General features: G+C 72.8%; 20 protein-coding genes. 13 read left to right on the top strand and 7 right to left on the bottom strand.

Features of this window, described 5'->3' with window-relative positions; genetic code table 11:
* Positions 1-59 precede the first annotated feature (59 nt).
* On the bottom strand, positions 60-1,892 hold the full coding sequence (locus AC0KTA_RS16745) for a phosphatidylglycerol lysyltransferase domain-containing protein (protein WP_481055917.1): 1,833 nt from the start codon (positions 1,890-1,892) through the stop codon (positions 60-62).
* A 248-nt stretch (positions 1,893-2,140) separates the two neighbouring features.
* Here AC0KTA_RS16745 and AC0KTA_RS16740 point away from each other — a divergent pair, with 248 nt between their 5' ends.
* Positions 2,141-3,274, top strand: a complete 1,134-nt coding sequence (locus AC0KTA_RS16740; protein WP_481055916.1) for an alpha/beta hydrolase — start codon at positions 2,141-2,143, stop codon at positions 3,272-3,274.
* A 90-nt stretch (positions 3,275-3,364) separates the two neighbouring features.
* Here the strand turns inward: AC0KTA_RS16740 and AC0KTA_RS16735 are convergent, their stop codons facing one another.
* Positions 3,365-4,531, bottom strand: coding sequence for an ABC transporter ATP-binding protein (locus tag AC0KTA_RS16735; protein WP_481055915.1), 1,167 nt, complete (start codon positions 4,529-4,531; stop codon positions 3,365-3,367).
* Between the two features lie 175 nt (positions 4,532-4,706).
* On the opposite strand from AC0KTA_RS16735, the gene AC0KTA_RS16730 reads away from it, so the two are divergent.
* From AC0KTA_RS16730 to AC0KTA_RS16715, 4 genes are all read left to right on the top strand, one after another.
* Complete coding sequence (locus tag AC0KTA_RS16730; protein WP_481055914.1) at positions 4,707-5,447, top strand: ABC transporter permease; 741 nt, start codon at positions 4,707-4,709, stop codon at positions 5,445-5,447.
* Positions 5,444-6,124, top strand: a complete 681-nt coding sequence (locus tag AC0KTA_RS16725) for an ABC transporter permease (RefSeq protein ID WP_481055913.1) — start codon at positions 5,444-5,446, stop codon at positions 6,122-6,124. Before AC0KTA_RS16730 ends, AC0KTA_RS16725 begins: the two co-directional genes overlap by 4 nt.
* Before the next feature lie 117 nt (positions 6,125-6,241).
* Positions 6,242-7,210, top strand: a complete 969-nt coding sequence (locus AC0KTA_RS16720) for an ABC transporter substrate-binding protein (protein ID WP_481055912.1) — start codon at positions 6,242-6,244, stop codon at positions 7,208-7,210.
* Between the two features lie 254 nt (positions 7,211-7,464).
* Positions 7,465-8,772, top strand: a complete 1,308-nt coding sequence (locus AC0KTA_RS16715; protein WP_481055911.1) for a coiled-coil domain-containing protein — start codon at positions 7,465-7,467, stop codon at positions 8,770-8,772.
* Positions 8,773-9,206: 434 nt separating this feature from the next.
* On the opposite strand, the gene AC0KTA_RS16710 is transcribed toward AC0KTA_RS16715, so the two are convergent.
* Entirely contained in the window at positions 9,207-10,664 is a 1,458-nt protein-coding gene (locus tag AC0KTA_RS16710; RefSeq protein WP_481055910.1) for a PH domain-containing protein, read from the bottom strand.
* On the bottom strand, positions 10,661-11,176 hold the full coding sequence (locus tag AC0KTA_RS16705) for a PH domain-containing protein (RefSeq protein ID WP_481055909.1): 516 nt from the start codon (positions 11,174-11,176) through the stop codon (positions 10,661-10,663). The genes AC0KTA_RS16710 and AC0KTA_RS16705 overlap by 4 nt, the downstream gene beginning before the upstream one ends.
* 63 nt (positions 11,177-11,239) lie before the next feature.
* On the opposite strand from AC0KTA_RS16705, the gene AC0KTA_RS16700 reads away from it, so the two are divergent.
* Positions 11,240-12,436: an NADH-quinone oxidoreductase subunit D gene (locus AC0KTA_RS16700; protein ID WP_481055908.1), complete on the top strand. Its 1,197-nt coding sequence runs from the start codon at positions 11,240-11,242 to the stop codon at positions 12,434-12,436.
* Positions 12,437-12,480: 44 nt separating this feature from the next.
* Here AC0KTA_RS16700 and AC0KTA_RS16695 read toward each other — a convergent pair whose 3' ends face one another.
* A complete protein-coding gene (locus tag AC0KTA_RS16695; protein WP_481056449.1) occupies positions 12,481-13,434 on the bottom strand; it encodes an SAM-dependent methyltransferase in 954 nt (317 codons plus the stop codon).
* A gap of 172 nt (positions 13,435-13,606) precedes the next feature.
* Here AC0KTA_RS16695 and AC0KTA_RS16690 point away from each other — a divergent pair, with 172 nt between their 5' ends.
* Both AC0KTA_RS16690 and AC0KTA_RS16685 read left to right on the top strand, forming a co-directional pair.
* Positions 13,607-14,809, top strand: coding sequence for a sensor histidine kinase (locus AC0KTA_RS16690; RefSeq protein WP_481055907.1), 1,203 nt, complete (start codon positions 13,607-13,609; stop codon positions 14,807-14,809).
* Between the two features lie 119 nt (positions 14,810-14,928).
* Positions 14,929-15,606 carry a response regulator gene (locus AC0KTA_RS16685; protein WP_481055906.1) on the top strand — a complete coding sequence of 226 codons (678 nt, stop codon included), beginning with the start codon at positions 14,929-14,931 and terminating at the stop codon, positions 15,604-15,606.
* Positions 15,607-15,716: 110 nt separating this feature from the next.
* Here AC0KTA_RS16685 and AC0KTA_RS16680 read toward each other — a convergent pair whose 3' ends face one another.
* The gene (locus AC0KTA_RS16680; RefSeq protein WP_481055905.1) at positions 15,717-16,823 is read right to left on the bottom strand and encodes a DUF5937 family protein; all 1,107 of its coding nucleotides are present in this window, start codon (positions 16,821-16,823) and stop codon (positions 15,717-15,719) included.
* Between the two features lie 217 nt (positions 16,824-17,040).
* Between AC0KTA_RS16680 and AC0KTA_RS16675 the strand changes: the two genes are divergently transcribed.
* Positions 17,041-17,277, top strand: coding sequence for a hypothetical protein (locus AC0KTA_RS16675; RefSeq protein ID WP_481055904.1), 237 nt, complete (start codon positions 17,041-17,043; stop codon positions 17,275-17,277).
* Here AC0KTA_RS16675 and AC0KTA_RS16670 read toward each other — a convergent pair.
* Positions 17,237-18,499: a threonine aldolase family protein gene (locus AC0KTA_RS16670; protein WP_481055903.1), complete on the bottom strand. Its 1,263-nt coding sequence runs from the start codon at positions 18,497-18,499 to the stop codon at positions 17,237-17,239. The two genes, AC0KTA_RS16675 and AC0KTA_RS16670, sit on opposite strands and share 41 nt — an antisense overlap.
* A gap of 210 nt (positions 18,500-18,709) precedes the next feature.
* Between AC0KTA_RS16670 and AC0KTA_RS16665 the strand changes: the two genes are divergently transcribed.
* From AC0KTA_RS16665 to AC0KTA_RS16650, 4 genes are read left to right on the top strand one after another with little or no spacing between them, the layout of a single operon-like run.
* Entirely contained in the window at positions 18,710-19,621 is a 912-nt protein-coding gene (locus tag AC0KTA_RS16665) for a Rossmann-like and DUF2520 domain-containing protein (protein WP_481056448.1), read from the top strand.
* On the top strand, positions 19,618-20,625 hold the full coding sequence (gene panC / locus AC0KTA_RS16660; protein ID WP_481055902.1) for a pantoate--beta-alanine ligase: 1,008 nt from the start codon (positions 19,618-19,620) through the stop codon (positions 20,623-20,625). Before AC0KTA_RS16665 ends, panC begins: the two co-directional genes overlap by 4 nt.
* A complete protein-coding gene (locus AC0KTA_RS16655) occupies positions 20,622-20,744 on the top strand; it encodes a hypothetical protein (RefSeq protein ID WP_481055901.1) in 123 nt (40 codons plus the stop codon). Before panC ends, AC0KTA_RS16655 begins: the two co-directional genes overlap by 4 nt.
* The gene (locus AC0KTA_RS16650) at positions 20,741-22,444 is read left to right on the top strand and encodes an L-aspartate oxidase (protein ID WP_481055900.1); all 1,704 of its coding nucleotides are present in this window, start codon (positions 20,741-20,743) and stop codon (positions 22,442-22,444) included. The genes AC0KTA_RS16655 and AC0KTA_RS16650 overlap by 4 nt, the downstream gene beginning before the upstream one ends.
* Positions 22,445-22,448: the final 4 nt, after the last annotated feature.

Genomic DNA, 22,448 nt, shown 5'->3' with positions numbered 1-22,448 from the left:
CGCCGCGCGGGGTGGCCGCTGCCCGCGCGGGGCGGACGGTCTGCCGCGCGGGGCAGCCGTTATGCCGCGCGTACCTCGCGCTCGGCGGTCTGCGTCTGTGCCGCCTGGTGCGGGCAGGGGCGGCGCTGGGCGGTGGCCCGGCGCAGGAAGCGGGGCAGGGCCAGCGTCACGAAGCCCTCCGCCTGCATCGCGGCGAAACCGATCCGCGGCAGGTCGCGGCTGGAGCGGTAGACCACGAAGCGGGGCTCCCAGCGCGGCCGGAACTTCGCGTTGAACTTGTACAGCGACTCGATCTGGAACCAGCGCGAGAGGAACACCAGCAGGCCCCGCCAGGCGCGCAGGACCGGGCCCGCGCCCAGCTTCTCGCCGCGGGCGAGGGCGGCGCGGAACATCGCGAAGTTCAGCGAGACGCGTGCGATGCCGAGCTTCGGCGCGGCCTGCAGCGCGGCCACGATGAGCAGCTCGTTCATGCCCGGGTCGGCCGAGCGGTCGCGGCGCATCAGGTCGAGCGAGACGCCGTCCTTGCCCCACGGCACGAAGTGCAGCACGGCCTTCAAGTCGCCGTACGCGCCCGGCTGTTCGTCGGCCTTGTGGGCCGTCGCGATCAGGCAGTCGCCGTCGTCGGGGTCGCCGATGCGGCCCAGGGCCATGGAGAAGCCGCGCTCGGTGTCGGTGCCGCGCCAGTCGTCGGCGGCGCGCTGGATGCGCTCCAGCTCCTGCTCCCCGAGGTCACGGATGCGCCGTACGCGGGTCTCGTAGCCATTGCGCTCGATCCGCTTGACCATCTGGCGCACGTTGCGCATCGCGCGCCCGGACAGGGAGAAATCCGCGACATCCACCACCGCCTCGTCCCCCAGCTCCAGGGCGTCCAGGCCGGTCTCGCGGGTCCAGACCTCGCCGCCGGTCTCGGAGCAGCCCATGACGGCGGGCGTCCAGGAGTGCACCTTGGCCTCGTCCATGAAGCGCTCGATGGCGCCCGGCCAGGCCTCCACGTCGCCGATCGGGTCGCCCGAGGCGAGCATCACACCGGAGACGACGCGGTAGGTGACGGCGGCCTTTCCGCTGGGAGAGAACACGACGCCCTTGTCGCGGCGCAGCGCGAAGTGGCCGAGCGAGTCGCGCCCGCCGTGCTTGTCGAGCAGCTCGCGCAGCCGGCTCTCGTCGTCCTGGGTGAGGCGCGCGGCCGGGTGCTCGGGGCGGAAGGCCAGGTAGATGGTGGTGAGCGCGGTCAGCATGCCGAGGGCGCCGAGCGAGAAGCCGACCGTCCAGGAGGTGTTGCCGGTGTAGCCGACGGGCCCCTCGAAGCCGAAGAGGCCGTACAGGACGTGGGCCAGGCGGTCCGTGATGCTCGGGTCGCCGACGACCTTGTCCGGGTGCACGCTGACGATCACCAGGCCGAGCGCGATGGAACCGGCGCCCAGGAGCACGAAGTTGGCCAGCGCCCGCCAGCGGCTGCGCGGGTCCGGCAGCGCGGCGAACTCGCGGCGGTGGCGCAGAAGCAGCGCGAGCAGCGCCAGCGAGATCGCGGCGCCGATGAACGAGTGGCGGTACGTGAACTGCGCCACCGCACCCACGGGCAGCAGCACCACGGCGGCCCGCCAGGCCCGCCGCTTGTGCCGCCGCAGGCCGTGCGCGAGCAGGAGCAGCAGCACGCCGCAGCTCAGCGCGGCCGCGGCCGCGAAGGGGCCGAGCGCGCCCGGCAGGACTTCGGCGAGGGTGTGCAGTCTGCTGTGCCGGAAGCGCGGGATGACGCCGGCCGCGACGTTCAGCAGGCCGACGAGGGCGCAGATTCTGGCGGCGAGAACCGGGACGACTTCGGGGCGGGGCCCTCGGAGGATCCGGCGCAGCCCACGGTTGCCGCCGTCATTGCCTCCTGGAACCGCACCCGACATTTCCCCATCTATCCTGACAGACATCGCATCCCGTAGTTCTGCGAGAGAGCTTGCATCCGGTGCCAAAGGCGGCTTCCGGTGATATTGCGCCCTCTAGGACGGTCCTTCGGGGACACGGGTTCACTCCCGGCCGGAAAACCGGCGGAAAGCTGGCGGAAAAGGAACGGCTCGACCTGGAGCCGTCGGTTCCGCCCGCCGCACCGGCCCCCGGGGAACGAACAGGCAGAAAGCGCAGGCAGGATCATCCCATGGGTCTCACGAGCAATAATGTGCTGGCACTTGCGGTAGCGCTGGCCGTGCTGCTGTTCATCGGCACGATCTGGCTCTGGCCGCGGCTGGCACGCCGCAGCTGGCGCGCGATCACGGGGCGCGTCGGGCTGCTGCTCGCCACGCAGCTCGCCGTCTTCGCGTCGGTCGGTCTCTCCGCCAATCAGGCGTTCGGCTTCTACGCCACCTGGGCGGATCTCTTCGGCCAGGAGACGGCGCAGGGCGTGGTCGTCGACCACGACGCCATGAAGGGCGAGAAGGGCCCCGTCCGGGTGGTCGACACGAAGTCCGTCGACGTGCCCGGCGGCGGCATCCCCCGCGTCGGCGGCCAGATCCAGAAGATCGACATCCAGGGCCGGCACTCGAAGATCGCCAGCCCGGCGTACGTCTATCTGCCGCCGGAGTACTTCCAGCCGCAGTACAAGCACCGCACCTTCCCCGCGGCGGCCGTCCTGACCGGCTACCCCGGCACCGCCGAAGCCCTCATCAAGGGCCTGCACTACCCGCAGACGGCCCACAAGCAGGCCAAGGACGGCAAGATGCAGCCGATGATCCTGGTCATGCTGCGGCCGACCGTGGCGCCGCCGCGGGACACCGAGTGCGTGGACATCCCCGGCGGCCCGCAGTCCGAGACGTTCTTCGCCAAGGACCTCCCGAACGCCATCACCGACCACTACCGCGTCGGCAAGAAGCCCGACAGCTGGGGCATCATCGGCGACTCCACGGGCGGCTACTGCGCCCTGAAGGTCGCCATGCACCACCCCGGCGTGTACGGCGCCGCGGTCGGCCTCTCCGCCTACTACAAGGCCGCGCAGGACGTCACGACCGGCAACCTGTTCCACGGCGACAAGGAGCTGGAGCGGCGGGCGGACCTGCTGTGGTACCTCGACCACATGCCGCCGCCCAAGACCTCCCTGCTGGTGACCACCAGCAAGAAGGGCGAGGGCAACTACAAGGACACCAAGAAGTTCATCGACAAGGTCAAGGCGCCCACCCGGGTGTCGTCGATCACCCTCGACAGCGGAGGGCACAACTTCAACACCTGGCGGCGGGAGATCCCGGCGTCGCTGGTGTGGATGAGCGGGCGGCTGACCGGCGGGTCGGACGTGCGCTGAGGCGCGCGGCGCGGCTCCTTTTGGAGCGGCGGCGCGTCTCCTTGGAGCGTGGGCCGCGTCCCTGCGACAGGACGGGGCCCACGGGCGGCCTCACGCCCCCGCGACCGACGCCACCGTCTCCAGTTCCACGTCCTCGCGCGCGATGTCCCGCGCGTCCGCCGCCGTCGAGCGGCGCAGGGCCTCGTGCAGGCGGGCCGGGGTGAGCACTCCGAGGAAGCGGCCCTCGCTCTTCTCGTCGATGACCGCGATCCAGCCCGCGTCGTGCTGGAGCATCGTCGAGAACGCCTGCTTCAGGCTCGCGCCCACCGGGAGCCACGCCTCCATGCGGCGGGCTTGGTCGCGCACCGTGCCGGTGCCCACGCGCGCGTGCTCGGCGGAGATCCAGCCGTGCAGGTTGTTCTCGCCGTCCAGGACGACGGCCCAGCGGGCACCGGCCCCTTCGAGGTCCTTGGGCAGCGGGTCGTCGAGGTGCACGACCGGCGGCTGCTCCAGGTCGCTCTCCTCGATGGGCGTCACCGAAAGCCGCTTCAGGCCGCGGTCGGCGCCCACGAAGTCGGCGACGTACTCGGTCGCGGGCGCGCCGAGGACCGTCGAGGGGGTGTCGAACTGCTCGACGCGGCCGTTTCCGTAGACGGCGATGCGGTCGCCCAGGCGCACGGCCTCCTCGATGTCGTGTGTGACGAAGAGCACTGTTTTCCGTACGGCCTGCTGGAGGCGGAGGAACTCGTTCTGCAGGTGCTCGCGCACCACGGGGTCGACCGCGCCGAACGGCTCGTCCATGAGGAGCACGGGCGGGTCGGCCGCCAACGCCCGGGCCACGCCGACGCGTTGGCGCTGGCCGCCGGAGAGCTGCTCGGGATAGCGGTCGCCGAAGGTCGCCGGGTCGAGGCCGACCAGATCGAGGAGTTCGGCGGCGCGCTCACGGGCCTTGGCGCGCTTCACGCCGAGCAGATGCGGGACGGTCGCCGTGTTGTCCAGGACCGTCTTGTGCGGGAACAGGCCGACCTGCTGGATGACATAGCCGATACGGCGGCGGAGTTGGACGGGGTCGATTCCGGATATGTCGTCGCCGTCGAGGAATATCCGCCCGCTGGTGGGCTCGATGAGCCGGTTCACCATTTTCATCGTGGTGGTCTTGCCGCAGCCCGACGGGCCGACGAGCGTGACCAGTTCACCCTCGGCCACCTCGAAGGACAGGTCGTCGACGGCCGTCGTGCCGTCCGCGTACCGCTTGGTCACGTTCTCGAACCGGATCATGATTCCCCATTGTGGCGCGTGTTCTGTGAAGGCCGTGTTGCGCCGAGACGAAGGGCCTCTCCGCATCTCGGTGATTGTCAGTGCTCGGGGTTAGGGTCGCCAGTCGGAAGGACATGTGGGTTTCGGCACGTGTCAGGGCCGGCATGGCGACGGGGTTTCGGGGGAGGCGGGGCGGGTGAGCAAGCGGAACTGCCTTGTGGCGAACGACTGGATCTGCGGGGAGTACGTCCGATCCCGCAGCCAGGAATTGATCGACGCGACGGTCGAGCACGTGGCGATCACGGCCGCGTCCGTGGCGATAGGCGTGGCGGTGGCGCTGCCCCTCGCGCTGCTCGCGCGGCGCTGGCGCTTCCTGGCGGCCCCCATTCTCGGCGTGACGACGGTGTTGTACTCGATTCCGTCCCTGGCCATGTTCTCGCTGCTGCTTCCGTTCTTCGGCCTTTCCGCGTCGCTGGTCGTCACGGGCCTCGTGCTGTATTCGCTGACGATCCTCGTGCGGAACATCCTCGCGGGCCTCCAGGCGGTCCCCGAAGAGGCCAGAGAAGCCGCCAAGGGCATGGGGTACGGCCCGGTGCGGCTGCTGTGGGAAGTGGAACTGCCCCTCGCGCTGCCCGCGTTGCTGGCGGGCGTGCGGATCACGACGGTCTCGACGGTCGCCCTCACCACCGTCGGCGCGATCGTGGACTACGGCGGCCTCGGCACGCTGATCCTCGACGGCCTCGACACCCAGTTCAAGGCGCAGGTGCTCACCGCCTCGGCGCTGTGCGTCGTGCTCGCCATCGCGGCCGACCTGCTGCTTCTCGCCCTCCAGCGGCTCCTGACGCCCTGGACGCGAGCCCATCGAATACGACCGGGCCGTTTCTCGCGCGGAGCGGGCGCGGCCAAGAGCGTGGCCAAGGTGGCTGAGCCCGTATGAACGCGATATCCGGTGCCTACGACTGGCTGACCACGTCCGCCAACTGGCAGGGCGAGAAGGGGGTGTGGCACCGGCTCGCCGAGCATCTGTACTTCAGCGGCGTGTGCCTCGTCGTGGCGTGCCTGATCGCGCTCCCCGTCGCCCTGCTGCTCGGCCACATCGGCAAGGGCGGCGCGCTCGCCGTCAACATCTCGAACGTGGGCCGTGCGGTGCCCACGCTCGCGGTCCTGATCCTGCTCACGCTCACCCCGCTCGGCGAGCACGGGGACGTGCCGACGCTGATCGCCCTGGTCCTGTTCGCCGTCCCGCCGCTGCTCACCAACGCGTACATCGGCATGCGCGAGGTGGACAGGGCCGTGGTGGAGGCCGCGCGCGGCATGGGCATGAGCGGGCGTCAGCTGTTCGCGCGGGTCGAGCTCCCGCTGGCGTATCCGCTGATCATGACGGGCGTCCGGTCGGCGGCGGTGCAGGTCGTCGCCACGGCCACGCTCGCCGCGATGGCGGGCGAGGGGGGCCTCGGCCGGATCATCACGGCCGGGTTCAACCTGCAGAACACCCCGCAGGTCGTCGCGGGCGCCTTCCTGGTGGCGCTGCTCGCGCTGGTCGTGGAGGGCGTCCTGGTGCTCGCGGGGCGGTTCTTCGATCCGATGCGGGGGCGGTCCCGAGTGAGCGACTGAGCGGCCGCACACGCTTCGCCCCGCCGGGGGCGGACCTTCTTGACGCCTGAAGCCTGAAGCTTGAGACGCCTGAAGCCTGAAGCTTGAAGTGAAGACTCTCGAAATGGTGGTTCACCGATGAACAGCAGGACGCGTCGCGCGCGACGGATGGCAGGGGCGGCCGCGGCCGCCGTGGCGCTGACCGCGGGGCTCACCGCGTGCGGCGGGGACAGCCTGGAGGACGACAAGGGCTCCGACGGCGGCGGCAAGGGCGGCAAGATAGTGGTGGGCTCGGCGCGGTTCACCGAGCAGAAGGTGCTCGCCGAGCTGTACGCGGGCGTCCTGCGCGACGCCGGGTACGACGCGTCGGTCAAGACCGTGCAGAACCGCGAGGTGTACGAGCCCGAGCTGAAGAAGGGCACCATCGACGTGGCGCCCGAATACGCCGCCACGCTCACGGAATTCCTCAACCTGAAGAAGAACGGCTCGGACGCGAAGCCGGTCGCCTCCAGCGATCTCGACGCGACGTACGGCGAACTCACGAAGCTCGCCGGGCCGCGCGGCCTGAAGGCGCTCCCGGCCGGCGAGGCAGTGGACCAGAACGCGTTCGCGGTCACCGAGGATTACGCGAAGGAGCACAAGCTCAAGACCCTTTCGGATCTTGGAAAGTCCGGCGAGAAGGTCCGGATCGCCGCCGGTGACGAATGCGAGACACGGCCCTTCTGCGCGCCGGGCCTGAAGAAGAAGTACGGCATCGACGTCGCCGGAATCGACCCCAAGGGCGTCGGCACCACACAGTCCAAGCAGGCCGTGAAGAACGGCACGGACCAGCTCGTCCTGACCACCACCACGGACGCGACGCTGAAGAACTTCGGCCTGGTGATCCTCGAGGACGACAAGAAGCTCCAGAACGCGGACAACATCCTTCCCGTGGTCAACGCGAAGGAGGCGGGCGACAAGAAGGTGGCCGCGGCCCTCGCCAAGGTCACCAAGGCGCTGACGACGGACGATCTCATCGAACTCAACCGCAAGGTCGACGAGGAGCGCGAGAAGGAAGCGGACGTCGCCAAGGAGTATCTGGAGTCGAAGGGCCTGATCAAGAAGTAGCAAGAAGCAGGCCGCCCGGACGGCCCGGGTCCGCGCGGTGCGCGCGCCCGGGCCAGGCCGAACCGCGGCCCTTCGGGGAGCCTTCGCGGCGGAATGCGGAAGCGGTGCGCGCCGGGTTGCGGAATCCGGGCGGAGGAGATGGAGTGACGCCTCGGAGACGAAGTTGTTCGGTGGCGTGGGGAGTTGCTGTGGGGGGACCGGGAATTTGGCGGGCGGGGCACCAGACTTCGCCTACGCGCGGTAAGTTTCTGGCCATGCCACGTGGACGTCACCGCCATTCCCCACCACTGCACAGGCTGCTTCCTCCGTCGGCGGTCGCAGGCTTCTCCCTCGTCTGCGCCGGCGGCGCCTGGATGTTCGCGGAACCGGTCGTGCTGCGCGGCCTCGTCGCCGCGGCGGCCGCGAGTGCCGTCGTGGGCTCGGTCGTCATGCGCCAATGGGACCGGGCGGCGGGCAAACGCGTCGCCGAGCTGGGCCGGGCCCGGGCGAGCGACGAGTGGCGCTACGAGGAGCGGATAGCCGAGGCCGAATCCGACCTCGACGAGTCGCGCGAACTGCGGTCCAAGCTGGAGGCCAAGCTGCGCTCCAAGCGGGCCGAGCTGGCCGCGTTGCGCAACGAGCACGCGGCGCTGCTGCGGCGGTACGCGACGGCGGAGACGGAGCGGGCCAGTGCTCTTGAGGGGCGGCGGCTGCTTGCCATAGAGGCGTCGGTGCCTTCGCGGGCGTTGCCGCCGGCTTCGCCTTTGCCTTCCGGCGAGGGGGATGGTTCTGGGGGCGAGGGGGCTGACGGGGCGTCGGAGGTTTCCGGTGGGTCGGCCGGGGCTGACGGGGTCGGCGAGGCCGACGGGGCTTCCCCGGGTGCGTCTTCTTCTGGTGGGGCTTCCCCCGGTGAGTCTTCCTCGGGTGCTTCTACCTCTGGTGGGGCTTCCTCGGCTTCCGACGGTCGGGCTTCCTCGGCTTCCGATGGTGAGGCTGGCTCGGCTTCCGAGGCGCGGGTCGCGGTTCGTCCGGGAGCAAGTCCCACACCTTCGCTGTACGGGCGTGCCAACGCCGCCCTCGACCGGCTGGCGCGTACGTCGACGACGGCACGGCCCGCGGTCACGGGCGACCGAGCCGACGCCCCCGACGTGGACGCCGACGGCCCCAACGACTCCGCCCACGACGCGGACCCGGACGACCCCGACGACGCAGTGACCGTCCGACACGGTCACGAGCGCGCAACGGCCCGGCACTTCACCGTTCCGGCCGCGGCGGCCGTCGTACCGCCCGCGAAGATGCGGCAGCCCGCGGGGGAGGGCGGCTTCGACTTCTTCGGTACGAAGAGCACGTCCGCGAAGAGCGTCGCCCCGGCCGCGCTGGAGGCCGCGCAGAACGCGGACCTCGCCGATGTCGTGGGCGAGGAGGCCCTCGCGGTGCACAAGGCGGAGGCCGAGGCCGAGTTCAAGCCGTCGGACGCGGCGACGGACGCGGAGCGCGGGGTTGGCCAGGTCATCGACCTGACGGCCCACGACGAGACGGAACAGATCGACGTGGAGGGACTGCGCACAGCGTTGCGCGCGTAGCGTTCCCCGGGGCAGGGCGCCTTACGTTCGGCCACCGCTGCGCGGCAGCCTGCCGCCCATCCGCGCACCCGTGACCCGGGTCCGCGCCGCACCGCCCCCCACACATCGTGCACGCAGCGTCCCCTGGCCGGTGCGCCCTCTGTCGGCCGCCGCTGCGCGGCGCCCGCTTTCCCACCCACCCGTGACTGTGGTCCGCGGCGCACCGTCCAAGACCGCACGCTCCGCTGCCACTTGCGCGCCGGCCCGCGCCCCGCACTGCGAACAGCCTGGCGCCGCGGCCTGCTGCGGGCGGCTCGCCCCCCCCGCCACCCGCTGTGGGCAGCTGGGCCGCCAGGGGCGGCACGGGTGGGCACAGCCCACGCCTACGGTGCCGATATGTCAAGGGAGGGGCTCGCCCCCGCCCACAGCGCGGCACAATCCGCCCCGTCGGCCGGCTAGGCCATCCAGCGGTCCGGGCGGGCCTCCCGGCGGCCCGTCCGGGAGCGTTCCGCCTGGGCCTGGAGGAGGACGGCGGCCTCGTCGGCGGCACGCAGGCGTGCGGTCACCGTCTTGTTGGCCCCGGTGTCCACCTTCACGTCGGCCACGCCCTTGAACCGCTCCCAGGGCCCCTGCACCAGCCGCACGCTCTGCACCTTCGCGTGCGGCACCAACGACAGGCGCCGCCGCAACAGCCCGTGCCGCGCCGCGAACACGGCATCCGTGACCGCGAGGCCGTACCCGTGCCACCACACGGGAACACACCACGCGGCCCGCGCCGGCGGCCGCGACAGCTCGCTCGCCGCCGGCACCCGCACCCCGGGCAGTATCTGCGCGATCACCGACTCCGCGTGCTCGCGGGGGGCCACGGGCACCAGCACGCTGTTGGACGAACCCGCCACATCCAGCTCCACCCGCACCCACCCGAACCGCCGCCACAGCAGCGGCTCGACGACGCGCACGGTCTGCACCCGCCCGGGCGGCACCGTCTCGTGCGCCTTGTCGAGCAGCCCGTGGTCGATGCGCAGGCCGTCGGGCGACTCGCCCACCCGCCAGTCGTACTCCGCGATGAACCGCCCCCCACTGCTCGCGAAGGCACCGCCCAGCATGGGCAGCGCGGTCGCGACGACGGTCCACGCGTTGTGCGTGACCAGCCACAGGACCGTCGGTACGACGAGCGCGGCTACCAGGAGCACCCAGGGCGCCCCCGTGAGCAGCAGGGACACGGCGAGCATGCGGGGCTGCACGTGCAGCAGGTTCCGCACCGGCGCCTCGCCGACCTCGCGCGCCGTCTCGGGGGCGAAACCGGCCGCCCGCGCGAGCAGTTCGGCGCGCAGCTCGGCGGCGTCCTTCTCGTCCAGGTAGGCCAGCTCGTCCTTCTTCTCGGTGCCGACCACGTCCAGCTTCAGCTTGGCCACGCCCACGATGCGGGCGGCGAGCGGCTGCGTCACGTCGACCGCCTGCAGCCGGTCGAGCCGGATGTGCGCGGTACGCCGGAACACCAGCCCGGTACGGATGCGCAGCTCCGTGTCGGTGACCGCGAAATGCGTGAACCACCAGCTCAGGAAGCCGTAGAGAGCCCCGCCGACGACCACGGCGGTGGCGCCCAGGGCGAGGGTGGCGGCGGTCAGCTCGGACAGCCGGCGCTGCGTGCCGTCCGGGTCGTGGAAGGCCCAGCCCACGACGATCGCGATGGGCGCCCAGGCACGGCGCAGGGGCGTGACCGGGTGCAGCCGCCGTTCTCGTACGCCACCGGGCCCGGAAAGGCCGTTCCGTACGCCACCGGCCTCGGGCAGGCCACCGGCCTCAGGTACGTCACCGGCCCCGGGCACGCCCTGCTCGGGCACACCACCGGCCTCCGGCTCCGGGACGCTCCCGGCGCTGCCCACGCCGCCCGTCGGCGTACCCCCGCTCACAACCCCGCCGATCGGGCCTCGCCCAGCTCCGTCAGCCGGTCGCGCAGCCGCTCGGCCTCCTTCGGGTCGAGGCCGGGGATGCGGGCGTCCGTGGCGGCCGCGGCCGTGTGCAGCTGGACCCCGGCGAGCCCGAAATAGCGCTCCACGGGGCCGGACGTGACCTCGACGAGCTGCATCCTGCCGTACGGCACGATCGTCTCCTCGCGCCACAGCACGCCCCGGCTGATGAGCAGGTCGTCGGCCCGCTCGGCATACCGCCACGAGCGCCAGTTGCGCGCGAGCAGCACCCAGCCCCATGCCGCGAGGGCCAGCGGCAGCGCCGCAAGGGCCGCCCACACGGGCCCGGCGAACAGCCCGAGCAGCACCCCCAGCGCCGCCGCGAGCGGCACCAGCCACACCACGAGCAGCATCCTGCGCATCGTCAGCACCCCGCGCGGCAGCCCGGTCCACACGGGCGGCGCCTCGCGCTCCCCCGTGGATCCCCCTGGCCCCGCCGCCGTCCCGGTCTCCATGCCTCAAGCGTACGTACGGGATCTGACAGTGGCGTGGCCGCGCGCGTACGACAGACTGTGGGCATGAGCCCCACGACGGAGCACACGCCCACGACGCGGCCGCCGCGGACCACGGAGCAGGCCGAGACGACCCTCGGCATCGGCGGCGCGGCCGAGAGCACCGACATGGTGCTCAACATCGGCCCCCAGCACCCGTCCACGCACGGCGTGCTGCGGCTCAGGCTGGTCCTGGACGGCGAGCGGATCGAACACGCGGAACCCGTCATCGGCTATATGCACCGCGGCGCGGAGAAGCTCTTCGAGGCGCGCGACTACCGGCAGATCGTGATGCTGGCCAACCGCCACGACTGGCTGTCGGCGTTCTCGAACGAGCTGGGCGTGGTGCTCGGCGTGGAGCGCATGCTCGGCATGGAGGTGCCCGAGCGCGCGGTCTGGACGCGCACGCTGCTCGCCGAGCTGAACCGGGTCCTGAACCACATGATGTTCCTCGGCTCGTACCCGCTCGAACTGGGCGGCATCACCCCGGTGTTCCACGCGTTCCGGGAGCGCGAGGAGCTCCAGAACGTGATGGAGGAGGTCTCCGGCGGCCGCATGCACTACATGTTCAACCGCGTCGGCGGCCTCAAGGAGGACCTGCCCGCCGGCTGGACGTCCCGCGCGCGGGCCGCCGTCGCTGCGGTGCGTTCGCGCATGGACGTGTACGACAACCTGGTGCTCGGAAACGAGATCTTCCGGGGGCGCACACGCGGCGTGGGCGTGCTCTCCGCCGCCGCGGTGCATGCCTACGGAGTGAGCGGTCCCATCGCCCGCGCCTCCGGAGTGGACTTCGACCTGCGCCGCGACGAGCCCTATCTGGCGTACGGCGAGCTGGGCGACGTCCTGAAGGTGGTGACCCGCGAGGACGGCGACTGCCTGGCCCGCTTCGAGTGCCTCCTGGAGCAGGCCCACAACTCCCTCGACCTCGCGGACGCCTGCCTGGACCGGATCGCCGACCTGCCCCAGGGCCCCATCAACCAGCGCCTGCCGAAGGTCCTCAAGGCCCCGGAGGGCCACACGTACGCGTGGACCGAGAACCCGCTCGGCATCAACGGCTACTACCTGGTGTCCAAGGGCGAGAAGACCCCGTACCGGCTCAAGCTCCGCTCGGCCTCGTACAACAACATCCAGGCGCTGAAGGAGCTGCTGCCCGGCCAGCTCGTCGCCGACATGGTGGCCATCCTCGGATCGCTGTTCTTCGTAGTGGGCGACATCGACAAGTAGCCCCCCCGGGGGGGGCGCGTCAGGGCCAACGCCCGGAGGGTGCGTCAGGGCGCGAGCAGGTCGTCCACGCGCACGCCCACCGGCTGCACCAGCCAGCCGAAGTCCCCGAGCCCGCCAGGCGCCGTCAGCTCCGCCGCCTCGCCCGCGCGCGTGAGGGCCCGTACGTACGCGGCCGGATCGCTGGAGGCGAGCGTCAGGGGCGGCCGGTCGCCGATGACGCCGAGGGCGTGCAGGGCGGCGCGCTGGGTGAGCAGGCGGGCGTCGGGCAGCGCGCAGGCGTCGAGCGCCACGTGCGCGGTGATGTCGCGGCTGCCGTCCGGCACGGGCGGCTCCTCGCGGCCCGCGCGGAAGCCCGTCAACGTACCGAAGGGGGGTCGGCTGTCCCGCGTGTGCGCGTAGTCGACGGCGACCGCGAGGCCACGCGTCAGCGTCGCCACGGCCGCCGCCCACGCCTCGTCCCGGGGGCAGCCGATCTCCGCGCGGAGGCCCGGTTCCGTGCCGAGGGGCCACCAGCGCGCGAGCCACGCGGCGTCCGGCCCGTTCACGGGGCCGCCGAGCTCCTCGGTGCCGTCGTCCCGTACGAGGACCCGCCGCAGCGCGCCGTCGGGCGCCCGCTCGGCCACGTCCAGGGGCACGTTGTCGAGCCACTCGTTGGCGAAGAGCAGGCCGCTCACGTCGGCCGGGGGCTCCGCGCGCCACTCGACGCGCGCGTCGAGCCCTTCGGGGCGCTCGGCGCGCTCCACCGCGTACCCACGCGCGCGTGCCGCCACCTCGGCGGGCAGCGCCGCGAGGACGCCCGCCGTCAGCTCGCCGCGGCCCGCGCCCATGTCCACGAACGCCAGCTCCTCCGGATGTCCGAGCGCGGCGTCGACGCGGCACAGCAGCCGGGCCACGGCGCCCGCGAACAGGGGCGAGGCGTGCACGGAGGTGCGGAAGTGGGCGGCGGGCCCCTCCGGCCGCCGGTAGAAGCCGTCCGGGCCGTACAGCGCGGCCTCCATGGCCTCCCGCCAGCCGTGCGGCGTGCCGGTTTGCGCTCCGCGTGCTCCTGGTGCCTCGTTCGTCACATCTAGAAGGCTATGCGGGCCTCCACCTTGGGGAGTACGAGACGGTCGTACGGATCGGACCTCCGGTTGACCCGAGGGGCCCGACGGGTTGCCTACGCTGGGTTACGTGCAGCGCCTCTATGACTTTCTCCGCAGACACCCGACGGGGGTCGACGCCTTCTGGGCGCTCGTCCTGTTCGGGATCTCCGGGATCGGGCTGGTGGCCATATCCGAAACGGAGGGCCGGGATCCGGCCCTCGCGTCGGTGCCGATCATCATCGGCCTGTGTGTCGTGGTGGCGCTGCGGCGCCGGACGACCGAGCGGATGCTGCTGCTCGCCGCGGGGCTCGGCATCGCGCAGATGATCTTGGGCGTGCAGCCGGGACCGGCGAACTTCGCGATGCTCGTGATCATCTACACGGCGGCCGCGGACGGTCCCCAGTGGGCCTCGCGGTTCGCCCTGGCCGGCGGCCTCGCGGCGGCCCCGCTGTCGCAGTTGCGCTGGCCGGAGAGCACGGCGGGCGTCTGGGGCAACCTCCTCTTCACGGTCTTCATGATCGTGCCGTTCGCGCTCGCCTGGGTGCTCGGCGACTCCATCCGCACCCGCCGCGCCTACCTCGCCCAGCTCGAGGAGCGCGCCGCCCGGCTCGAGAAGGAGCGCGAGGCGCAGTCCAAGGTCGCGGTCGCCGCCGAGCGCGCCCGCATCGCCCGCGAGCTGCACGACGTGGTCGCGCACAACGTCTCGGTCATGGTCGTCCAGGCCGACGGCGCCGCGTACGTCCTGGACGCGGCCCCCGAGCAGGCCAAGCAGGCCCTCGCCACCATCTCCGGCACCGGCCGCCAGGCCCTCGCCGAGATGCGCAGGCTGCTCGGCGTGCTGCGCACGGGCGAGCCCGAGGAGAGCGGCGAGTACGTCCCGCAGCCGGACGTGGAACAGCTCGACGAGCTGATAGAGCAGGTGCGCGGCGCGGGCCTGCCGGTCGACTTCAAGGTGGAGGGCACCCCACGCCCGCTGCCCAGCGGCGTCGAGCTCACCGCGTACCGCATCGTCCAGGAGGCGCTGACCAACACCCGCAAGCACGGCGGCGAGAACGCCGGGGCGAGCGTCCGGCTCGTCTACTTCGACGACGGCCTGGGGCTGCTCGTCGAGGACGACGGCAAGGGCGCCCCGCACGAGCTGTACGAGGACGGCGGCGCCGACGGCCGCGGGCACGGCCTGATCGGCATGCGCGAGCGCGTCGGCATGGTCGGCGGCACGCTCGACGCGGGCCCCCGCCCCGGCGGCGGATTCCGCATCAGCGCGCTTCTCCCACTGAAGCCCGCACACTGACACCTGTCACTGCCCGAGCCCCGTCGATGCCTCCCGGGCCGTCGGCGATGATGGGTTCACGAACGGCCCACGAAGCCCGCAAGAAACGTCCCACGAAGCCCCCATGAAGGGACCCCTTGATGTCGATCCGTGTGATGCTCGTCGACGACCAGGTGCTGCTGCGCACCGGGTTCCGGATGGTGCTTGCGGCGCAGCCGGACATGGAGGTCGTCGCGGAGGCCGGTGACGGCGTCGAGGCGCTGCAGGAGCTGCGGTCCACGGCGGTCGACGTGGTCCTGATGGACGTACGCATGCCGAAGCTGGACGGCGTGGAGACGACGCGGCGCATCTGTGCCGACGCCGATCCGCCGAAGGTGCTCATCCTGACGACGTTCGACCTCGACGAATACGCCTTCTCGGGCCTGAAGGCAGGCGCGTCCGGCTTCATGCTGAAGGACGTGCCGCCCGCCGAACTGCTCGCCGCCATCCGGGCCGTGCACAGCGGCGACGCGGTCGTCGCCCCGTCCACGACGCGGCGCCTGCTCGACCGCTTCGCGCCGATGCTGCCGGGCACCGGCGGCCGGCCGCAGCACAAGGAGCTGGAGCGGCTCACCGAGCGCGAGCGCGAGGTCATGGTGCTCGTCGCCCAGGGCCTGTCGAACGGCGAGATCGCCGCGCGCCTGGTGCTGTCCGAGGCGACCGTGAAGACGCACGTGGGCCGCATCCTGACCAAGCTCGGGCTGCGCGACCGCGTGCAGGTGGTCGTGCTCGCGTACGAGACGGGTCTGGTGCGGGCGGGCGGGGGCGGCGCGGGCTGAGCTCACCGGGGGCCGCACGGGCTGAGCCCCGCCGGGTCGGTGGGCCCGCGCGGGCGGTGGGCCCACGCGGGCGCCGGGTGCCCCGCACGGTGTGCGACCGGCGCTCGGTGTCAGCGCAGCACGCCCTCGATGAACTCGCTGCCGAGGCGTGAGACCACGCTCAGGTCGAGCTGGTGCTGTACGTACCTCCCGCGGCGGCGGGTCGTGATCAGCTCGGCTTTCTTCAGGACGCTCAGGTGCCGGGATATCTCCGGGGCCGTCATGCCGTGGGCGTCGGCCAGCTCTCCCGTGGTGTACGACCCGCGGGCCAGGTGGCGGCACAGGCGCATGCGGACCGGGTGGGAGAGCGCGGCCATGCGGCGGGTGAGCTGCTCGACGGAGGCGGGGGCGGCGAGGCCCGGGGAGTTCACGGGGTAGGTGATCGAGGACTGCCAGCCGTACCGGTGCAGGACCATCAGGTGGGGCCAGCCGAGGCTGGTCGGCACCAGGACCAGGCCGCCGTCGCCGGTCACATGGTGGCCCACCGCCATCTTGTCGACCGTGATCCGCCGGGCCTCCTCGTCCAGGGACACCGCTCCGGAGATGGCCTTCAGGGCTTCCTCCAAGCCCTTGCGCCGCAGCAGTTCGGTCTTGTGGCGGGCGTCCGCCGCGAGCTGCTGGCCGACCCGGGACCAGGTGTCCGCGAAGAACGCCTCGTCGCAGTCCTCCATCAACTGCCGGAACCAGGCCCGCACGGCGGGCGGATCGTCCAGCAGTCGCTTGGTGAACCGCACTTGGTGGTCCCCGCGCGCGGCGGCCAACTCCAGGGCGTGCCGGCGCATCTTCGGGTCGTGCAGGGGGTTCGTCGACCGCTGGTCGTACGACAGCTGGCAGGTGAACTCCAGGGCGGCGTCCACGAACTGCTCGTCCGTCAGCTTGTCCAGGAGGTCCAGCTCTTCGGCGAGCGTGGCACCGGGGAGGGTGGTCCGGCCGGGGATGCCCGCGAAGGGCGCGAAGACGTCCGAGAACGTCGTCCGCCACAGGAAGTCCGCCTCGCACATGCGGTCCGCGAGACACGGGGCCAGGCGCGCCGAGACGGCTGTCGCCCAGCCCTGCAGCCCCGGGTGGTGAGCGGGCTCGGACAGCGCGTGCAGCGCCATGCCGAGCTCACTGAGGGGCGAGGGCACGACATGGATCCGCTCCGGCGTCAGTCCGGTGATGTCGATGCTCACGCTCATGACCCCATGGTGCACCTCGCCACTGACATCGCGGCCGTCGATTGACGGCTGGCGTCAATCCACGCGACACAGGCCTTGGGCCTCTTGCAGGGTTCTTATGGGGCTGCGCCCCTTTCCCCCCTTTCGCCGCTTCGCGGCTCGTCCTCAAACGCCGGATGGGCTTGATGCGTCTTTCACTTGTCCGTTAAGTACTGTTTGTTGTGGAAGGTCGTTTGTTATGAGTGTTACGCAGCAGTATCTGCTCGACAGCTACCGTGCCGCCCAGCACGGGGGGCGGACGCCGCCCGCTCCCGGAGTCAACGACTGGCAGGTCGTGCGCGAGGTGCGCGACTACGGGCGCTTCAACGCCGTCGTCCACGAACGCCCGGCGCGCGGGCGGGTGCGCGGGGCGCTCGGGCGTCTCCTGCGCGGTCTCAGGGGAGGCGGCGCACGAACTCCGCGACCGCTTCCTTGACGTCGTCGGCGGTCCACGCCAGGCCTGGTCCGTTCACGGTGACCTCCGTGACGGACAGGCCCGGCGGGCCGTCCGGGAACCAGCGCCAGAAGAGCTGGGTCCCGGTCTCCTCGGACTGCGCGAGGGTCGCCTCGTTGAGGACCTCGGGCGGGTACGGCAGCCAGAGCTGGAACTGGTGGGTGTGCGGCGGATCGGGGTGCACCCGCGACCACGGCACCCGCGAGGACGCGAATCCGTCCCGCAGCGCGTCCGCAACCACGCGCGCGTGGGCGACGTATTCCGGCAGGTGCGGCAGGACCCGCTTGAGGCCGAGCAGCGCCGAGACGGCGGTCGGGAACTGCTGGAACATCAGGCCGCCGTACCGGTGCCGCCAGGCGCGGGCCTCCTCGGTCAGGTGCCGCGGCCCGGCCAGCGCGGCGCCCGCGATGCCTTCGAGCGACTTGTAGAACGACACGTAGACGCTGTCCGCGAGCGCGGCGATCTCCGTCAGCGGGCGGCCGAAGTGCGGGGCGCACTCCCACAGGCGCGCCCCGTCGACGTGCACCACGGCGTCCCGTTCGCGCGCCGCCGCCACCACGTCCGTCAGCTCCTCCCAGGTGGGCAGGACGAAACCGGCCTCCCGGAGAGGCAGTTCCAGCATCAGCGTGCCGAACGGCTCCTCGAAGTCCCGCACTTCGTCGGCCGTGGGGGAGCGCGGCTCGTCCGTGGGGTGCACGGTGCGCAGACCGCTCACCACGGAGAGGGCGTCCGACTCGTGGACCTCCGGGTGCGAGCGCGGGTGCAGGGCCACCGTCGCGTTGCCCGTACGCCCCGCCCAGCAGCGCAGCGCCACCTGCTGGGCCATCGTGCCCGTGGGGAAGAAGACGGCGGCCTCCTTGCCGAGGAGCCGGGCGACCTCTTCCTCCAGGTCGGCGACGACGCCGTCGCCGTATATGTCGCCGAACTGCTCCAGGTCCGCGACCTCGGCGGCACCCTCGGCCAGGGCCGAGACGCGCTCGCCCAGGGAGACGCTCATCGGGGAGCGCGCCAGGACCCGCTTCGCGCCCCGCGCGGCCGCGAGCCGCCGCGCGCGCTCGTCGCGTTCGGCCGGGGCGCCCCGCTCGCCGTCGTCCGTCGTCGGTGCCGGTTCGCCCTCGCGGGCGTTCCGTGCGTCCGCGTCGCCCTCGCGGTTCCGTGCGTCCAGCTCGCCTGCGCGGCCGTCCCGCGCGCCGTATCCGGTCATCCACAGATCATCGCGCGCGGTCGTACGAATGCCCACAGCCTGTGGACGGCCGACGACGCCGCGCCGGGCAATAGCGTTAGCATGACGAGAAATCGTCCGGTACCCCGAGCGGACTGGAACGGAAGGCGTCATCGCGTGAACGCACCTCACCGGCCGGAGCAGCACCCGGAGCCCCGGTCAGACCCCAGGGACCGCCCCGCGCGGCTCACCGTGGGCGTCGTCGGAGCGGGCCGTGTCGGCCCCGCACTCGCCGCGGCACTCCAGCTCGCCGGGCACCGCCCGGTGGCCGCGTCCGGAGTGTCCGACAGCTCCGTGCGGCGCGCCGCCGTGCTGCTGCCCGACGTGCCGCTCGTGTCGCCCGCCCAGGTGCTCGAGCGCGCCGACCTGGTCCTGCTCACGGTGCCGGACGACGCGCTGCCCGGCCTGGTCGAGGGCCTCGTCGAGACCGGCGCGGTGCGCCCGGGCCAACTGCTCGTGCACACCTCCGGGCGGTACGGCACCAAGGTCCTCGATCCCGCCCTGCGCGCCGGCGCGCTGCCCCTCGCGCTGCACCCCGCGATGACGTTCACCGGCACCCCCGTGGACGTACAGCGCCTGGCGGGCTGCTCGTTCGGCGTGACCGCCCCCGACGAGCTGCGGCTCGCCGCGGAGGCCCTGGTCATCGAGATGGGCGGCGAGCCCGAGTGGATCGCCGAAGAGGCCCGCCCGCTCTACCACGCCGCCCTGGCGCTCGGCGCGAACCACCTGGTCACGCTGGTCGCCGAGTCCATGGAGCTGCTGCGCGACGCGGGCGTGACCGCCCCGGACCGCATGCTCGGCCCGCTGCTCGGCGCGGCGCTCGACAACGCCCTGCGCTCCGGCGACGGGGCCCTGACCGGCCCCGTCGCGCGCGGGGACGCGGGCACGGTCGCCGCGCACGTCGCCGAACTGCGCAAGCACGCGCCCCAGACCGTCGCCGGCTATCTCGCGATGGCCCGCGCGACCGCCGACCGCGCCCTCGCCCACGGCCTCCTCAAGCCGGAGCTCGCCGAGGACCTGCTCGGCGTCCTCGCGGGCGGCGTGACCGCCCCCGGCGGCCCGGACGGACCGCGCGGCGGCACGGCGGACGGAGCGGGCGGATGAGCCGCGCGACCGCCCTGCTGCACACCGCCGCCGAACTGCGCGCCCGCGCGCGGGCCGGCCGCCGCGCCGTCGTGATGACGATGGGCGCCCTGCACGAGGGCCACGCCACGCTGGTCCGTACGGCACGGGAGGCGGCCGGGGCCGACGGCGAAGTCGTCGTCACCGTCTTCGTGAACCCCCTTCAGTTCGGCGCGGGCGAGGACCTGGACCGCTATCCGCGCACCCTCGAAGCCGACATCAAGACCGCCTCGGAGGCGGGCGCGGACGTCGTGTTCGCCCCCTCCGTAGAGGAGGTCTACCCCGGCGGCGAGCCCCAGGTCCGGGTGACCGCGGGCCCCATGGGCACCGTCCTCGAAGGGGCCACCCGCCCCGGGCACTTCGACGGCGTGCTCACCGTCGTCGCCAAGCTGCTGCACCTGACGGCGCCCGACGTGGCGCTGTTCGGGCAGAAGGACGCCCAGCAGCTCACCGTGATCCGCCGCATGGTGCGCGACCTGAACTTCGGCGTGGAGATCGTCGGCGTGCCGACGGTGCGCGAGGACGACGGCCTCGCCCGCTCCAGCCGCAACCGCTACCTGTCGCCCACGGAGCGCCGCACCGCGCTCGCGCTCTCCCGCGCCCTGTTCGCGGGCCGCGACCGGCACGCCGCCCAGGAGGCCCTGCGCGCCCGCGCCGCCCTCGCCCCCGCCACGCACGCGCGCGTGGACGGCCTGAACGCCCTGGGCGAGGCCCGCGCGGCCGCCGACGCGCACGCCGTCGCCCAGGCCGCGCCCACGGGTCCCGCCGGGCCCGACGCGGTCCGCGCCGCCGCCCGGCAGGTCCTCGACGAGGCGGCCCGCCTGCGCCCGCCGCTCGTCCTGGACTATCTGGCGCTCGTCGACCCGGCCGACTTCCAGGAGATCGGCCCCGGCCACCGGGGCGAGGCGATCCTCGCCGTCGCCGCGAAGGTCGGCACGACCCGCCTGATCGACAACATCCCGCTGACGTTCGGAGCCCCGGCATGAGCCTCCACATGAGCGCCCGCCCGGACAGCCACGCTGAGACCCGCCACACCGGCAACACCCGCCACACCGACACCCGCCACACCGCCACCCGCCCGACCCGGATCGGAGCCCCCGCATGAGTGCCACCGGCATACGGTTGTACGCCCCCGCCCCCGGCTGGGCGCTCGAAGCCGACGTCGTCGTCGTCGGCTCCGGAGTCGCCGGTCTGACCGCCGCCCTGCGCTCCTCGGCGGCCGGCCTGAAGACCGTCGTCGTCACCAAGGCGCGCCTGGACGACGGCTCCACGCGCTGGGCGCAGGGCGGCGTCGCGGCGGCACTCGGCGAGGGCGACACCCCCGAACAGCACCTGGACGACACCCTCGTGGCGGGCGCGGGCCTGTGCGACGAGGAGGCGGTGCGCACCCTCGTCACCGAGGGCCCCGACGCCGTACACCGCCTCATCGCGACCGGCGCCCACTTCGACGAGTCCGCGGAGGGCGCCCTGGCGCTCACCCGCGAGGGCGGCCACCACCGCCGCCGCATCGTGCACGCGGGCGGCGACGCGACCGGCGCGGAGATCTCCCGCGCCCTGGTCGACGCGGTCCGCGCGCGCGGCATACCCACGGTCGAGAACGCCCTGGTCCTGGACCTGCTGACGGACGACGAGGGGCACGCGGCCGGTGTCACCCTGCACGTCATGGGCGAGGGCCAGCACGACGGCGTCGGCGCCGTGCACGCGCCCGCCGTGGTGCTCGCCACCGGCGGCATGGGCCAGGTCTTCTCCGCGACCACGAACCCGTCCGTGGCGACGGGCGACGGCGTCGCGCTCGCCCTCCGCGCGGGCGCGGAGGTCTCCGACCTGGAGTTCGTGCAGTTCCACCCGACGGTGCTCTTCCTGGGGGCGGACGCGGAGGGCCAGCAGCCGCTCGTCTCCGAAGCCGTGCGCGGCGAGGGCGCCCACCTGGTGGACGCCGACGGCGTGCGCTTCATGGTGGGGCAGCACGAGCTCGCTGAGCTGGCACCGCGCGACATCGTCGCCAAGGGCATCACGCGCCGCATGCTGGAACAGGGCGCCGAGCACATGTACCTGGACGCCCGGCACTTCGGCGCCGACATGTGGGCCACCCGCTTCCCGACGATCCTCGCCGCCTGCCGCGCGCACGGCATCGACCCCGTCACCGAGCCCGTGCCGGTCGCCCCGGCCGCCCACCACGCCTCCGGCGGCGTCCGCACCGACCAGCACGGCCGCACCACGGTGCGGGGCCTGTACGCGTGCGGCGAGGTCGCCTGCACGGGCGTGCACGGCGCCAACCGGCTCGCCTCCAACTCCCTCCTGGAGGGCCTGGTCTACGCCGAGCGCATTGTGGACGACATCGCCGCCCTGCACGCCGCCGGTGCCCTCCACGCGCGCGTGGCCGCCGACACGGCGCCCCCGGAGCGGCCGGCCCACCCGCTGCTGCCCCCGGAGGCCCGCTTCACCATCCAACGTGTGATGACCGAGGGCGCCGGAGTGCTGCGCTCCGGCGCGTCCCTCGCCGCGGCCGCCGACCGGCTCGCCGCCGTCCACGCGGACGCGGCGGGCGCCCTCGCCGAGGACGGCAAGACCGCCGAGCCCGGCGTGGACGCCTGGGAGACCACCAATCTGCTGTGCGTCGCCCGCGTACTGGTGGCGGCGGCGCTGCGGCGCGAGGAGACTCGTGGCTGCCACTGGCGGGAGGACCACGCGGACCGCGACGACGAGGCCTGGGGACGCCACATCGTCGTACGCCTCAATCCCGACCGGACCCTCGCCACCCGCACCACCGACAACGCCCGTTTCCCCAGCACCCAGGAGCAGTGACCGA

The organism is Streptomyces sp. Y309 (genome assembly GCF_056712025.1).
The sequence above is the reverse complement of the archived record's forward strand: the minus strand, read 5'-3'. Positions and strand labels throughout refer to the sequence as shown.